Below are 13774 nucleotides of genomic sequence, written 5' to 3' on the forward strand. Positions count from 1 at the left end.
AAGTTCGCCTATCTCTCGGCCGATTTCGCCAATCCGACCGGCGAAACCGTCGACCGCGCCGGCCGCGAGCGGGTGCTCGACCTCGCCGAGGAACTCGGCATCCCGGTCATCGAGGATGCCGCCTACCAGTCGCTGCGCTACGACGGCGAGGCGATCCCGCCGATCCTGGCGCTGGAGATCGCCCGCAAGGGCGACATCAACAGCGCCCGGACGGTCTATTGCGGCAGCTTCTCCAAGACGCTGGCGCCGGGACTTCGCGTCGGCTGGGTCTGCGCCGCCGAGCCGGTGATCCGCAAGCTGGTGCTGCTCAAACAGGCCGCCGACCTCCATTCCTCGACCATCAACCAGATGGCGATCTGCACCGTTGCAGAGCGCGGCTTCGAGGAACAGGTGGCGGAGATCCACACGGTCTACAAGCACCGCCGCAACGCCATGCTCGCGGCGCTCGACAAATACATGCCGGCCGGCGTCACCTGGACGAAGCCGGAGGGCGGCATGTTCGTCTGGGTAACACTGCCGAAGGGTACGGACGGCGCTGAGCTCCTGGCGAAATCGATTCAGACCGCCAAGGTCGCCTTCGTCCCCGGCCGCGCCTTCTTCGCCGACGGCTCGGGTGAAAACACGCTGCGTCTGAGTTTCTCCTGCGCCAACGACAAGATGATCGACGAAGGTATCCGCCGTCTCGGCGATCTGATTCGCGGCGAGGTGGCGCAAGCCGCCTAGGCGACGGTTTTTCCACAAACGAGCGCCCCCGCCACGGGGGGCACTATCGCACAGTGACGGCTCGATCTGAGGCTTTCACCTCAAGTCTTTGTTTTATCGAGAAGATCATAAACTGTTGCGTCGCTTCTGAAGCGACCTGCCGAATGCGCCCGCGGGGCCGCTAAGGGCCCGTCACTGTTTGCGCAAGGGAACAAACGCGCCCGAGCCCCTTATTGAGGCCATATTCTGAACCAGGATCGCGCCCACGCCGCGCTGCAGCAAGATTGCTGCGACGCGAAAGGAACTGTGCCTCCCGACCTGCCGATATCTCCTCGGCTGCCGGGGCGGCCTAGGGACAGGGCGGTGTCGTATGAGTACAGCTGCAACTTCGGGGAGTTTCCGTCCGGATATCGAAGGACTACGCGCCCTGGCCGTATCCGGGGTAATCGCCTTCCATTTTGGAATGACCAGTCTGCCGGGCGGATTTGTCGGCGTCGATATCTTCTTCGTGATTTCGGGCTTTCTGATCACCCGGCATCTGCAGCAGGAGGTTGCAAGAAGCGGCACGGTCGATCTCTGGCGCTTTTATGCGCGCCGCGCCCGCCGGCTGCTTCCCGCTTCGCTTTTCGTCATCCTGACCACGCTGCTTTTCGGCTATTTCATCCTCGCGCCGTCAGAGCAGCAGTTCTACTCCAAGGGGTCGCTGTTCGCCTCGGCCTACATGATCAATCTCTGGCTGATCCGCTGGACCGTCGACTATTTCGCGGCGGACGCGTCGAACAATCCCTTCATTCATTTCTGGTCGCTCTCGGTCGAAGAGCAATTCTATCTCGTCTGGCCGGCGTTCCTTCTCGTCTGCGCGCGGCTCCGCCCGGGAAAAGGTGGTCCTTTCCTACTCCTTGCCTTGGTGGCCGCCATCTCGTTTACGCTGTGCTGGTACATGACGGCCGTGTCCCAACCCTGGGCCTTCTATTTTTCGCCGCTGAGAGCATGGGAATTTGCCTTCGGCGGTCTTGCCTCGATGGCCCTGCCGCAACAATGGGCGCGGCGCTTTCGCTTTTCGCCGGCTCTTGGCTGGCTCGGGCTCGTGCTCATCGCAACGGCCTATCTGACGGTGACGGAGGAGATCCCCTTTCCGGGCTCGATCGCGCTTGTCCCCGTTCTCGGTACGGTGATGGTGCTCCTGAGCGGCGCGCACGAGGGAGCGGCAGGCCCCAAGTCCATCCTGGCGCTCCGGCCGTTCCAGGAGATCGGCAAGCTGTCCTATTCCCTCTATCTGTGGCACTGGCCGGTCATCGTCTATGCGGGCATTGTCGAACCGGAGCTCTCGGTCGTGGATCGGCTTCTCTGCCTGGCTATCACGCTCGCCCTGTCGCTCTTCAGCTACCACTTCATCGAAAATCCGATCCGCCACAACGGCTGGCTCGCAGCCAGGACGGGGCGGTCGCTGGGGCTCGCCGCGCTGCTCACCGGGGCCGGCACGACGCTTGCCTATGGCAGTGCCGCCCTGGCAGGCTACAGCTTCGATGGCGAGCAGCGGCTAATCCAGCAAAGCGCCGAACGCAAATCGGCGGCGCGGGAGTTCGATTCGGCCTGCGTGCTCGAAAGAGAGGCGGTGCAGCCGAAGGCTTGCGCATTCGGCGCCGCCAAACCTCAGAAGACCGTGGTTCTCCTCGGCGATTCCCATGCCGACCATTGGTCGACGCCGCTCAAGAGGATCGCCGAAAACAATAGCTGGCGGCTCGTCACCTATCTGAAATCGTCCTGTCCGGCGGCAGATGTGCCGACCTGGAACAGCGTGCTGATGCGAAACTATAGCGAATGCGACGCGTGGAAGCGCCGGGCGTTCGGAGAGATCGCGGCGCTGAAGCCGGATGTCGTCATCCTGTCGCAATACTCGTCGAGCTATGTGCGGAACGACATCAATTCCGTATCCAGCCACCAGATGGACGTGCGGGACTGGGCGAAAGGCATCAAGCGCTCGGTGGAGACACTGGAACGCACCGGCAGCGACGTCGTCCTGTTGCGCGACGTGCCGGTGCATAAATCCTATCTCGACAAATGCGTGGCGCGCGCGCTTTGGCAGAAGCGGAGCCCGAGCGATTGCGACACGCCGCGCAGCGAAGCGGTCGAGGAAACCATTCCCGCCGCGGAAAGAAAGGCCGCTCTAGAGACGCATGCGTCCTATGTCGATGTGGTCGACCTGTTCTGCAACAGAACAAGGTGCCCGGCGGTGATCGACGGCAAGCTCACCTTCCGCGACCGTCACCATATCGCCACCCCCTATGCGGAATCGCTGGCGCCACGGCTTGAGCGGGCGATCTTTGGAGAGAGCCGCGTCGGGGCATTTCAGGATCGAACGAAATCAAATGACGATCCTGTCAAGTTGCAATGAGGCTCATTGCAACCGGAGCCGAGCGGGTGCACACTCACGGCTGCGCGGAAGAGGGGAAGTGAGGCGGGTTGCGCCCGCATACCGCGCCTCGGTTCTAAAGGGGGATAACAATGACGGATCGAAACGCACTGGAGAGTGCCGTAAGGCTGATTTACGGTGCCCGAAATGAAAATGACCTCGAAGCTATCATGGGGTGGTTCGACCCCGGCTGCCGCTTCCGCATCGTTGGGAGTACCTGGCTGGGACCGATGACCGAGCCGGTGAACGGCACGGACTCCATTCGAAGCTCCATCCAGGCGCTGCTCGACAATTGGGACCTTTCCGGCGTTAGAATCGTCGGCCTGCACGTCGATGGCGACACCGTGTGCGTGCATCGCGCCGGCCCGGTGCGTTTCATTCCGTCCAACATTTCGAAGGATATGGAACTCATGGACAAGTTCACCTTCAAAGAAGGCCGGGTGATTGATTTCGCCGAGTTCGTGGACACGCTGGAAGTGGCGGAAACCGTCGGCCTGCTCAGCCGCTGAACCAAGCGCCCTCGCGCCGGCTTTCCTGGCTTTCGGGCCGTATTCAACGCGCCGACGTCGGAAGGCGAACCGCGTGCTTCATCCTGCAGAGATATGCGGCCCGAGCAGCGACAGATCGGCCGCGCCGAGCCGGTCCTTGGCGGTCCAGAGCTGGTGCCAATAGGGATAGATGACCGGTGGCAGGCTGACGGCGTCGAGCAGTTCGCGTTCCTCGTCGCTGAGCTTCAGGCTTGCCGCGGCGAGATTGTCGCGGAACTGCGCCTCGGTGCGGCCGCCGATGATGACTGAGGTGACCGCCTTGCGGCCGATCAGCCAGGCGAGCGCCACCTGCGCGGGCGAGACGTTGCGCTCGGCGGCGATCGCCACCAGCATGTCGACGATCTTCCAGAGACGCTCCTCATCGCGAATGGGCGGTTCGTTCCAGCCGGCGAACTGGCGCGTGCCCTCCGGCGTCTGGGCGCGGCGGTGCTTACCGGAAAGCAGGCCGCCGGCAAGCGGGCTCCAGACGAGGATGCCGAGGCCCTGGTCGATCGAGATTGGAACCAGCTCGTATTCGGCCTCGCGGGCCTCCAGCGTATAGTGGATCTGCTGGCTGACGAAGCGCTGGCGATGCTCGAGGGCGCTGATGCCGAGCGCCTTCATGATGTGCCAGCCGGAATAGTTGGAGCAGCCGACATAGCGCACCTTGCCCTGGCGCACGAGGGTGTCGAGCGCCTCCATCGTTTCCTCTAGCGGCGTCTGGCCGTCCCATTCGTGCACCTGGTAGAGGTCGATCACATCGGTCTTCAGCCGTTTGAGGCTCGCCTCGCAGGCGCTGATCAGATGCTGGCGCGACAGTCCGCCATCATTCGGGCCGGGACCCATGGAGAAGCGCGCCTTGGTGGCGACGAGGACGCCGTTCTTGCGCTTTCCGCCGAGGACCTCACCAAGGATCTCCTCGCAGGTGCCGGTCGAATAGATGTCGGCCGTGTCGATGAGATTGACGCCGGCATCGAGGCAGAGGTCGACATAGCGGCGCGCCTCCTCGACGCCGACATTGCCGACCTGGGCGAACTTACCGCCGCCGCCGATCGTCATCGTCCCCATGGTGATGGTCGAGATTTTCAGGCCGGAGCGGCCGAGCAGACGGTATTCCATTGTCTCGCTCCTTTGCGCGGTTTTTCCAGGAAGGTAGCGGGCCGGGGCGCGAACGCAAGCCGCACCCCACAGCCGGTCAAAGAAACCGTGCCGGAATCGCGTCCTTGTAGGGGAACATCGAAAAATACGGCCTCGCCTCGGCGAGCGTGCGCTGGAAGGACGGGCGTTCGAGGAGGCGCTCGAAATAGGCGGAAAGGTTCGGGTGGCTGCCGGCGAAGGGCTGCACGATGCCCGCATAGAAGAGCGCGGGTGCGGCGGCGCAATCGGCGATGGTGAAGGCCTCGCCAACCGCAAAGCGCCGGTCCTTGAGCTGGCGCTCGGCCAGATCATAGGCGGTTGCGAGCGACGCCCGGGCGTCGGCGACACCGCGCTGGTCGTTCTCACCGGAAGCGCGCAGCGTGTCGGTGACGATCTTCTGCATCGGCACCTGGATGTAGAGATCGAAGAAGCGGTCCCAGAGCCGAGCTTCGAGCGCCAGCGCCTCGTCGCCCGGGATCAGCGGCTCGTTGCCGGGGTAGAGGCGATCGAGATATTCGATGATGATCGAGGTTTCCGGCACGATCCTGTCTTGAGCGGCGTCGTGCAGCACAGGGATCTTGCCGACTGGCCAGACCTCCAGGTAGCGGGCGCTCTCCTGCGGGTCCATGAGATCGACGATCCGCGCCTCGAAGGGCGTTCCGGCTTCATAGAGCGCGATCTGCACCTTGTGGCAGAAGGAGGCGAGCGGGTGGAGATAGAGGGTCAGAGCCATGCGGGTGCCTCTAATGATTGATTGCGTTTCGCAATCAGTATAGCGCACCAACGTCAAGAGAAAAGAGGGAAGACGGCCTCTTCGCGATTCAGCCGCCAGGGCCGGCGCCATCAGTTCGAATGCGTTTCCCGCTCCGCCGCGAATGTGGCGACGAAGCGCTCGAGGCTTTCCTCGACGAAGCGCTCGACCGGAATGCACGGGTCGAAGCTCCACCAGAGGAGCGCGCCCTGCCATTGGGCGGCCATCATCAAGCCGATACCAGGCGGGGCGGTCGGAACGCACGCGAAACGCTCCTCGAGGGCGGCGGAGAGAACGTCGCGCCAGGCGGCGCCGCGGGCGCGCAAGAGCGGATCGCGCAGGTCCTCCCGCAGGATCAGGAGATCGTCCGCATAGCTTTCGATGCCGCCATAGTCGCCGGACAGGCCGGCGAGCAGAGCGACGGCACCCGCCGGCGTCTTCGGCGCATTGGCCGCCAGCTCCGCCGTCAGCCGGTCGAGACGGTCCCAAGCCTGCAGCAATGCCGCCTGGATGAGGCCGGACTTGGTCTCGAAACGCTGCACCAGGGTTGAGGCGGAAAGGCCGCAGACGGCGGAAAGGGCCGCGAAGGTCAAGCCTTCCGGCCCCACCTTGCGCATGATGCCAAGGGCGGCGTCGAGCACTTCCACGTTCGGCAGAGTTTTGGGGCGGGGCATTTTTGGCCTTTATTTATAACCGAATAAGCGTTTATATATCCGTCGGCCGATGAAGGCCAGATTTTTCTCGGGAGGACGAGATGACGCTCGAAGGCAAGGTGGCGCTGGTCGCAGGTGCAACGCGCGGTGCAGGGCGCGGCATCGCGGTGGAACTCGGCGCTGCAGGCGCAACGGTCTATGTCACGGGACGAACGACGCGCGAGCAGGCCTCGGAATACCAGCGGCCCGAGACAATCGAGGAAACGGCGGAACTCGCGACCGCGGCCGGCGGCAAGGGCATCGCCGTGCAGGTGGACCACCTTGAGCCGGAAGCGGTGCGTGGGCTCGTCGAACGAATCCGCCGTGACGAGGGCCGGCTCGACATCCTCGTCAACGACATCTGGGGTGGCGAGAAGCTGTTCGAATGGAACAAGCCGGTGTGGGATCACAATCTCGAAAATGGGCTGAGGATCCTTCGGCTCGCCATCGACACGCACCTGATCACCGCCCACTATGCGCTGCCGCTCTTGATCGAGCGACCGGGCGGGCTGCTGGTGGAGGTCACCGACGGCACGGCGCAATACAATGCCGAACACTACCGGCTTTCGCCCTTCTACGATCTCGCCAAGACCTCGGCGAACCGCATGGCTTGGGCGCATGCCAAGGACCTTGCGCCTCATAGCGCCACCGCCGTCTCGCTCACCCCCGGCTGGCTGCGCTCGGAGATGATGCTCGAGGCCTTCAAGGTAACCGAGGAAAACTGGCGCGATGCCACGGCGTTTCAACCGCATTTCGTGATTTCCGAGACCCCGCGCTTCGTCGGCCGGGCCGTGGCGGCGCTTGCCGCCGATCCGGACAAGGCCCGCTTCAACGGCCAATCGCTGTCAAGCGGTGGGCTCGCCCAGATCTACGGCTTCACCGACCTCGACGGTTCGCGGCCGGATTGCTGGCGCTACATGGACGAGGTGATGGAAGCGGGGAAGGCGGCGGATGCGGCGGGATATCGGTGAGGGGTATCCCAAGCACAGGCAATAACCGCCCAGCCTGCTGGCTAACGTAAAGTGAGGCAATCCGCTAAGCGATCGGAAGTCCTCTCAAGGGCCTGAGAGCGTACGGCTTTCCGCTTTCGCTGTCGGGCCGCTTCGGAAAAGCAACGCAAAGTCGTATCATGCCTCCGCGAGAGCGGCCGTCATCGCGAGGGTGCGGCTGGCCGACAGGGGAGAACATGGCCATGGCGGAAGCGGACAAGGTCTTTGCCGGAGCGATACCCGAGATCTACGAGCGGCTGATGGTGCCGCTGATCTTCGAACCCTATGCGATCGATCTTGCCGAGCGGGTGGCGCGGCTGAAACCCCTCGACCTGCTGGAGATCGCCGCCGGCACCGGCGTCGTCACGCGGGCGCTGGCGCCGAAGCTCGATATCGAGGCGCAGTTCGTCGTGACCGATCTCAACCAGCCGATGCTGGACGTCGCTCACTTGAGACAAGGCGACGACGAACGGATCGTCTGGCAGCAGGCGGATGCCATGGCGTTGCCCCTCGATGACGAGAGCTTCGATGTCGTCTTGTGCCAGTTCGGGGTGATGTTCTTCCCGGACCGCGTGAATGCCTACCGCGAGGTGTGGCGTGTCTTGAAGCCCGGTGGGCGCTTCCTCTTCAACGTCTGGGACAGGATCGAGGCCAATGTTCTGTCGTACGCCGTTTTGGAGGCGCTGGAAGCACGCTTCCCAGAGAACCCGCCGAGCTTCATGCGCCGCGTGCCGCATGGCTATGCGGATCCCGTGAAGATCAGATCCGATATCGAGGCTGCCGGCTTTCACGACATCACGCTCGAAACGCTGGACAAGAAGAACGGCCCGATGTCGGCCCGCGATGTCGCAACCGCCTTCTGCCAGGGAACGCCCGTCCGCAACGAGATCGAGGAGCGCGACGGCTCGGCGCTGGCGGCGGTGACCGAAGCCGTCGCAGCGACGCTGACGAAACGGTTCGGGAGCGGGACGATCGAGCGGCCGATCAGGGCGCAGGTGGCGACTGCGCAGCGGTAGCGGCCGTCGCGGGCGCGCGCCGATCGCGCTTCTCCTCTTCGACGGCCTCTGCGGTCGACGGCATCGCCTCGCCGCGGTGGGGGCCGGACAGGCCGGCGAGCTTGTGGCCTCTTTCGCGGAGCCACTGGAAGGTGACATAGAGGGCGGGGATGACGAAGATGCCGAGCAGCGACGCCGCGAGCATGCCGCCGGCGACGCCCGTGCCGACGGCGCGGCGGCTGAGCATCCCGGCTCCATCGGCGGTGACGAGCGGGATCAGGCCGACGATGAAGGCGAAGCTCGTCATCATCACGGCGCGGAAACGGGCGCGGGCGCCCTCAACGGCCGCCTCGACGATGCCGGCGCCTTTCTCCCGCTGGAACTTGGCGAATTCGACGATCAGGATCGCGTTCTTCGACGCAAGCGCGATCAGCACGACAAGGCCGATCTGGGCATAGATGTCGAAGGAGAGGCCGGCGATCAGCACGGAGACCAGGGCGCCGGCGACGCCGACCGCCACCGACAGCAGCACCGGCACCGGGATCGTCCAGCTTTCGTAAAGCGCGACCAGGAAGAGATAGGCGAAAAGCACGGCGAGCGCCAGGATCGCGGTCGTCTGCCCGGCGGCTTCGAGCTCCTGCAGCGCCGTGCCGGTCCATTCGTAGCTGTAGCCCGGCGGAAGCGTGGTGGCGGAAAGCGCCGCCATCGCCTGCAACGCCTCGCCCGAGGAGACGCCGGTGGCGGGCTGGCCGTTGAGCGTGATCGAGCGGTTGTTGTTGTAGCGCACCATCGTCTGCGGACCGACGATATAGTCGACGCGGGCGACGGAGGCGACCGGCACCATGCCGCCGGCGGCGTTGCGCACATGCAGGCGCTGGATGTCGTTGACGGCGTCGCGGTCGGCCTGCCCCGCCTGGAGGTTCACCTTCCAGCTGCGGCCGAAAAGGTTGAAGTCGTTGACGTAATAGGAGCCGAGCGTGCCCTGTAGCGTGGCGAACAAATCACTGATCGAAACGCCGAGCGCCTGGACCCGGTCGCGGTCGAGATCGAGATAGAGCTGCGGTGCGCTTGCCGAATAGGTGGTGAAGGTCGGCCCGAGCGCGGGGTTCTGGTTGGCGGCGATGATCAGCCCGCCGGCGGTGGCGGCAAGGTCGGCGGCCGAACGGCCCTGCAGGTCGAGCAACTGATATTCGAAGCCGGAGCCGGTGCCGAGCCCGAGGATCGGTGGCAGGTTGAAGGAGAAGACCTGCGCCTCGCGAACCGTCAAGCCCTTGGCCATCGCCGTGGCAATGGCGCTGTTCACCGAGGCGGACGCCGCCTCACGCTCGGCAAAGGGCTTCATGGTGACGACCGCAAAGGCGCTGTTCGACTTCGAAAGACCGTCCAGGAAGCTGTAGCCGGAGACGCTGGTCACGTCCTGCACGCCCTCTATGTCGCGAAGGAAGGTTTCGACCCGGCGAAGTGCTGCATCGGTGCGGTTGTAGGAGGCGCCTTCGGGCAGGCGGACCTCCGTGAAGAACATGCCCTGGTCTTCGCTCGGCAGGAAGCCGGTCGGCACGATGCGGAACAGCCAGCCGCTGGCACCGATCGCGACGGCGAGAAGCACAAGGCCGATCACGGCACGCCGGGCGATCTTCTCGGCGACGAAGACGTAGCCGTCGCGGCCGTTGTCGATGCGGCGCGAGATCCAGCCGAGAATGCCGCGCTTTTCCCCATGATGCGGTTTCAGGAGAACCGCGCAGAGCGCCGGGCTCAGCGTCAGCGCATTGATCGCGGAGATCACCATGGAGACCGAAACGGCGACCGCGAATTGCTGGAAGAGCTGGCCGCTCAAGCCGGGGATGAAGGCGACCGGGACGAAAACCGAAAGCAGCACCAGGGTGATGGCGACGATCGCGCCGGTGATCTCGCCCATGGCAAGGCGAGCCGCCTCCGGCGCCTGCATGCCCGGGTTCTCCTCCATGACGCGCTCGACGTTCTCGACGACAACGATCGCGTCGTCGACGACGATGCCGATCGCCAGCACCAGCGCCAGCAGCGAAACGGTGTTGAGCGAGAAGCCCATGGCGAGGATCACCGCGAAGGTGCCGATCAGCGCCACCGGCACGGCGATGAGCGGGATCAGCGTCGCGCGCCAGTTGCCGAGGAACAGGAAGACGACGAGGATCACCAGCACGAAGGCTTCGATGAGCGTGTGCACGACATTCTCGACGCTCGCCTCGACGAATTCGGAGGTATCGTAGGAGATCTTGTAGGTGAGGCCTTCCGGGAAGGCTTGCGACAGGCGCTCCAGCGCCGTGCGCACGCCCTCGGCGGCCGCGAGCGCATTGGCGCCGGGCGCGAGGTACGTGCCGATCATCGCGACCGGCTTGCCGTTGAAGCGGGAGCTCGAATCCGCGCTTGCCGCGCCGAGCTCGACCTTCGCGACATCGCGGATGCGCACGAAGGAGCCGTCCGCCTCGGCCCGGAGCACGACGTCTTCGAACTGTTTCGGATCGGTGAGCCGCCCCTGGGTCTGGAGGTTCAGCTGGAAGAGCGGGTCGTCCGTCATCGGCTGGGCGCCGATCCGGCCGATCGCCGCCTGGACGTTCTGGGCTTTCAGCGCATTGATCACGTCGGTCGGCGTCATGCCGAGGCTGGTCAGCCGATCGATGTCGAGCACGACGCGCATCGAATAGTCCTGCGCGCCGAACAGCGCGGCATCGCCGACGCCGGGCACGCGCTTGATCGTATCCATGACGTTGATGGTGGCGTAATTCGACAGGAACAGGTTGTCGAAGCTGTCGTTCTCGCCATGGATGGCGATCACCTGCATCAGCGCCGAGGACTTCTTGCGCACGCTGACGCCGGTCTGCTTGACTTCGGAAGGCAGCCTCGCCTCGGCGAGCGAGACGCGGTTCTGCACGTTGACGGTGGCGATGTCCGGGTCCGTGCCGACGGCGAATGTCACCGTCAGCGTATAGGAGCCGTCGGCGCCGCTCGTCGACTTCATGTAGAGCATGTCGTCGACGCCGACGATCTGGCTTTCGATCGGCTGGGCGACGGTCGCCTCGACCACCTCGGCGCCGGCCCCCGGATAGCTCGCCGTGACGCTCACCTGCGGCGGCACGATGTCCGGAAACTGCGCGACCGGCAGTGCGGTGAGCGCGATGAGGCCGGCAAGCGTCAGCACGATGGAGATGACCGCGGCGAAGCGGGGACGGGAAATGAAGATTTGCGAGATCATCGCTCAGCCGCCCGCTGCCGGTGCCGCATCGACGGTGACGCCCGGCCGCACCTTGCCGACGCCTTCGGTGATCACCTGCTCGCCCTCCTTGAGGCCCTTGGCGATGACCGCCTGGCCGCGGCTCGAGCGGGCCACGTCGACGCGGCGAAGCTCGACCTTCGAGTCGGCGCCGACCACCATCACGAAGGCGCCCTGCTGGTCGCGCTGGATCGCCTGCTGGGGAACCGCGAGCACCTCCTGCTTCTCGGTCTGCTCGAAGGTGACCCGGACGAGGGTGCCGTCGAGCAGAAGTGAATCGGGGTTGGGAAGCTCGGCGCGTACCGTGATCGTGTCGGTGCCCTGCGAAACGTCGCTGGCGACGAAATTGATCACGCCTCTCTTCGGGTATGTCGTGCCGTTCGGCAGCGTGATCTCGACATCGCCGCCCGCGGGGACCTCGCCACGCACCGAGCGCTCGCGATAGTCGAGAAGGATGGAGGTCGCGACGGGGAACTGGACACTGATCGGATCGAGCCGCGTCAGCGTGACGAGCGAGCCGGAATCCGGACCGACCAGCCCTCCGACATCGACGGCGGAGAGGCCGACGATGCCGTCGAAGGGCGCGACGATCCGCGTATAGGAAAGATTGAGCTCGGCCGCCTGCTTGCTGCCCTTGAGGCGGACGATGTCGGCCTCGGCCTTCTTCACCTGCGCATTTGCGGTGTCGACCGTGGCCTGCGCAACCGTGTTGCTGGAGATGAGCCGCTGGGCGCGGTCACGCTCGAGCACGGCAAGTTCCCGGCTCGCCTCGGCCGCCTCGATCGAGCCCTGGATCTCCTGGACGGCGGCGCGATAGGTGCCGTCCTCGACCTCATAGAGCACGGTGCCGGCGATGACCTTCTGGCCTTCCGTGAAATTCACCTTTTCGAGGAAACCGGAAACGCGGGCGCGAATATCGACCTTCTGAACCGCGACGATCCGGCCGGTGAAATCGGCGGTTTCGCGCAGGTCCATGATCGCCGCGGGCGCCACGACGACGGCCGGCGCCGGCGCCTGCTGGGCGCGAAGCTTTTCCGGCGCGAGCGAGAGCGCCGCGAGGAGGGTTGATGAAAGGACGGCAGCCAGAGTTCTCGAACCACGCATGCAACGTTCCCCCGTTACAGCTTGAGACGGCTTGCAATTTCACTTTCGATGACCGGAAGCAGAGCACTTTCACCCCGTCAAGTCACGCAACTTGAGATTGATACGACACCGCGAGGATAGTCAAGGGGCGTAAGGTCGACGGGTGGGACGGGGAGGGAGTGGGCCGCGTCCTGTTCCGATGGATCAAACCGGCCTCGTCCCATCCTCCTGCCCCGGAGCGGAGCGCATCCAGGCAACAACCAGATCGTAGAAGACGCCGAGCACGATCGGCCCGAGGAAGAGGCCGATCAACCCGTAGGAGAGCGTGCCGCCGATCACCCCGGCGAGGATGACGAGCATCGGCGTCTTCAGGCCGCGGGCGACCAGCACCGGCTTCAAGACGTTGTCGATCAGCCCGATCAGCACCAGGACCAGCGTCAGGCCGAGGGCGGCGCGGGTTTCCATCGCCGTCCAGGCCCAGACGACGACCGGCAGGAGCACCGGGGCCGGGCCGATCTGCATGATGCAGAAGATCAGCACGGCGAAGGCCAGCACGCTTGCCGCCGGAATGCCGAACAGCGAGAAGGCAAGCCCGGCCAGCAGCGCCTGCAGCAGCGCCACGCCGATGACGCCGCGCGCCACATTGCGGATCGTCGCGGCGGCGAGATCGACGAAGCCGGCGCCGCGCTCGCCGGCGACCCGGCGCGCGAAGAGTTTCAGCCCTTCGCCGAGCCGCGGGCCGGGGCGGAAGAGAAAGCCGGCGATGATGACCGAAACGATAAAGCCGATGAGATCGACGCCGATTCCGGCGATCTTGCCGAGCACGGTGCCGCCCGCCTGCAGCAGCGATGGCGCGAGGCGCTGCAGGGTCGCTTCGAGATTGCCCGAGGCCTGGGCCCAGGCGTCGTGCAGCCTGTGGCCGATCAGCGGCCAGTCGCGCACGGCATCGGGCGGTGCCGGCACGCTAAGGGTACCGGCCGCCAGTTTCCCAAGCCCCGCCTGCACCGCCTCGGCGAAGCTCAAGGCGATCGCCGCCAGCGGCCCGGCGATAACCAGCAGGGCAAGCAGAGTGATCGCCGCCGCCGCAAGGCGAGGGCGGCCGCCGAAGAGGGCGGAGAGCGCCCGGAAAACCGGATAGAGCGCGACGGCGAGAATGCCGGCCCAGATGGCGATGATCGCAAAGGGGGCGACAAGCGGTATCCCCACGGTGACGGCCGTCTTGTGATGTGATGCCGAACATT

11 protein-coding genes are annotated in these 13774 nt (G+C 65.1%); 5 read left to right on the forward strand and 6 right to left on the reverse strand.

Translation table 11 applies throughout. From position 1 onward, the window contains the following. The 3 genes from N181_RS26310 to N181_RS26320 all read left to right on the forward strand — a co-directional run. Positions 1-723, forward strand: a 723-nt coding sequence (locus tag N181_RS26310) for an aminotransferase-like domain-containing protein (protein ID WP_155621625.1), incomplete at its 5' end; no start/stop codon positions are given. A gap of 349 nt (positions 724-1072) precedes the next feature. After that, complete coding sequence (locus N181_RS26315; protein WP_037397124.1) at positions 1073-3097, forward strand: acyltransferase family protein; 2025 nt, start codon at positions 1073-1075, stop codon at positions 3095-3097. A gap of 110 nt (positions 3098-3207) precedes the next feature. Beyond that, positions 3208-3624 carry a nuclear transport factor 2 family protein gene (locus tag N181_RS26320; protein WP_037397126.1) on the forward strand — a complete coding sequence of 139 codons (417 nt, stop codon included), beginning with the start codon at positions 3208-3210 and terminating at the stop codon, positions 3622-3624. A gap of 78 nt (positions 3625-3702) precedes the next feature. On the opposite strand, the gene N181_RS26325 is transcribed toward N181_RS26320, so the two are convergent. From N181_RS26325 to N181_RS26335, 3 genes are all read right to left on the reverse strand, one after another. Then, complete coding sequence (locus N181_RS26325) at positions 3703-4761, reverse strand: aldo/keto reductase (RefSeq protein ID WP_014328850.1); 1059 nt, start codon at positions 4759-4761, stop codon at positions 3703-3705. 76 nt (positions 4762-4837) lie between these two features. Then, the gene (locus N181_RS26330) at positions 4838-5512 is read right to left on the reverse strand and encodes a glutathione S-transferase family protein (protein WP_037397129.1); all 675 of its coding nucleotides are present in this window, start codon (positions 5510-5512) and stop codon (positions 4838-4840) included. A 110-nt stretch (positions 5513-5622) separates the two neighbouring features. After that, complete coding sequence (locus N181_RS26335) at positions 5623-6204, reverse strand: TetR family transcriptional regulator (protein WP_037397132.1); 582 nt, start codon at positions 6202-6204, stop codon at positions 5623-5625. A gap of 80 nt (positions 6205-6284) precedes the next feature. On the opposite strand from N181_RS26335, the gene N181_RS26340 reads away from it, so the two are divergent. Beyond that, a complete protein-coding gene (locus N181_RS26340) occupies positions 6285-7193 on the forward strand; it encodes an SDR family oxidoreductase (protein ID WP_014328848.1) in 909 nt (302 codons plus the stop codon). 215 nt (positions 7194-7408) lie between these two features. After that, positions 7409-8227, forward strand: coding sequence for a class I SAM-dependent methyltransferase (locus N181_RS26345; protein WP_014328847.1), 819 nt, complete (start codon positions 7409-7411; stop codon positions 8225-8227). Here N181_RS26345 and N181_RS26350 read toward each other — a convergent pair. From N181_RS26350 to N181_RS26360, 3 genes are all read right to left on the reverse strand, one after another. After that, the gene (locus N181_RS26350; protein ID WP_037397143.1) at positions 8196-11432 is read right to left on the reverse strand and encodes an efflux RND transporter permease subunit; all 3237 of its coding nucleotides are present in this window, start codon (positions 11430-11432) and stop codon (positions 8196-8198) included. The genes N181_RS26345 and N181_RS26350 overlap by 32 nt on opposite strands. 3 nt (positions 11433-11435) lie before the next feature. Further along, complete coding sequence (locus tag N181_RS26355) at positions 11436-12554, reverse strand: efflux RND transporter periplasmic adaptor subunit (protein WP_037397146.1); 1119 nt, start codon at positions 12552-12554, stop codon at positions 11436-11438. Positions 12555-12737: 183 nt separating this feature from the next. Continuing rightward, positions 12738-13774, reverse strand: a 1037-nt coding sequence (locus N181_RS26360) for an AI-2E family transporter (protein WP_060564003.1), incomplete at its 5' end; no start/stop codon positions are given.

It is taken from the genome of Sinorhizobium fredii USDA 205 (assembly GCF_001461695.1).
Classification (GTDB): domain Bacteria; phylum Pseudomonadota; class Alphaproteobacteria; order Rhizobiales; family Rhizobiaceae; genus Sinorhizobium; species Sinorhizobium fredii.

What these genes read in the sequence shown, in the direction of transcription:
- N181_RS26355 (WP_037397146.1), bottom strand. Translation starts at nt 12,554, where the DNA reads ATGCGTGGTTCGAGAACTCTGGCTGCCGTCCTTTCATCAACCCTCCTC.
- N181_RS26340 (WP_014328848.1), top strand. Translation starts at nt 6,285, where the DNA reads ATGACGCTCGAAGGCAAGGTGGCGCTGGTCGCAGGTGCAACGCGCGGT.
- N181_RS26335 (WP_037397132.1), bottom strand. Translation starts at nt 6,204, where the DNA reads ATGCCCCGCCCCAAAACTCTGCCGAACGTGGAAGTGCTCGACGCCGCC.
- N181_RS26320 (WP_037397126.1), top strand. Translation starts at nt 3,208, where the DNA reads ATGACGGATCGAAACGCACTGGAGAGTGCCGTAAGGCTGATTTACGGT.
- N181_RS26330 (WP_037397129.1), bottom strand. Translation starts at nt 5,512, where the DNA reads ATGGCTCTGACCCTCTATCTCCACCCGCTCGCCTCCTTCTGCCACAAG.
- N181_RS26325 (WP_014328850.1), bottom strand. Translation starts at nt 4,761, where the DNA reads ATGGAATACCGTCTGCTCGGCCGCTCCGGCCTGAAAATCTCGACCATC.
- N181_RS26350 (WP_037397143.1), bottom strand. Translation starts at nt 11,432, where the DNA reads ATGATCTCGCAAATCTTCATTTCCCGTCCCCGCTTCGCCGCGGTCATC.
- N181_RS26315 (WP_037397124.1), top strand. Translation starts at nt 1,073, where the DNA reads ATGAGTACAGCTGCAACTTCGGGGAGTTTCCGTCCGGATATCGAAGGA.
- N181_RS26345 (WP_014328847.1), top strand. Translation starts at nt 7,409, where the DNA reads ATGGCCATGGCGGAAGCGGACAAGGTCTTTGCCGGAGCGATACCCGAG.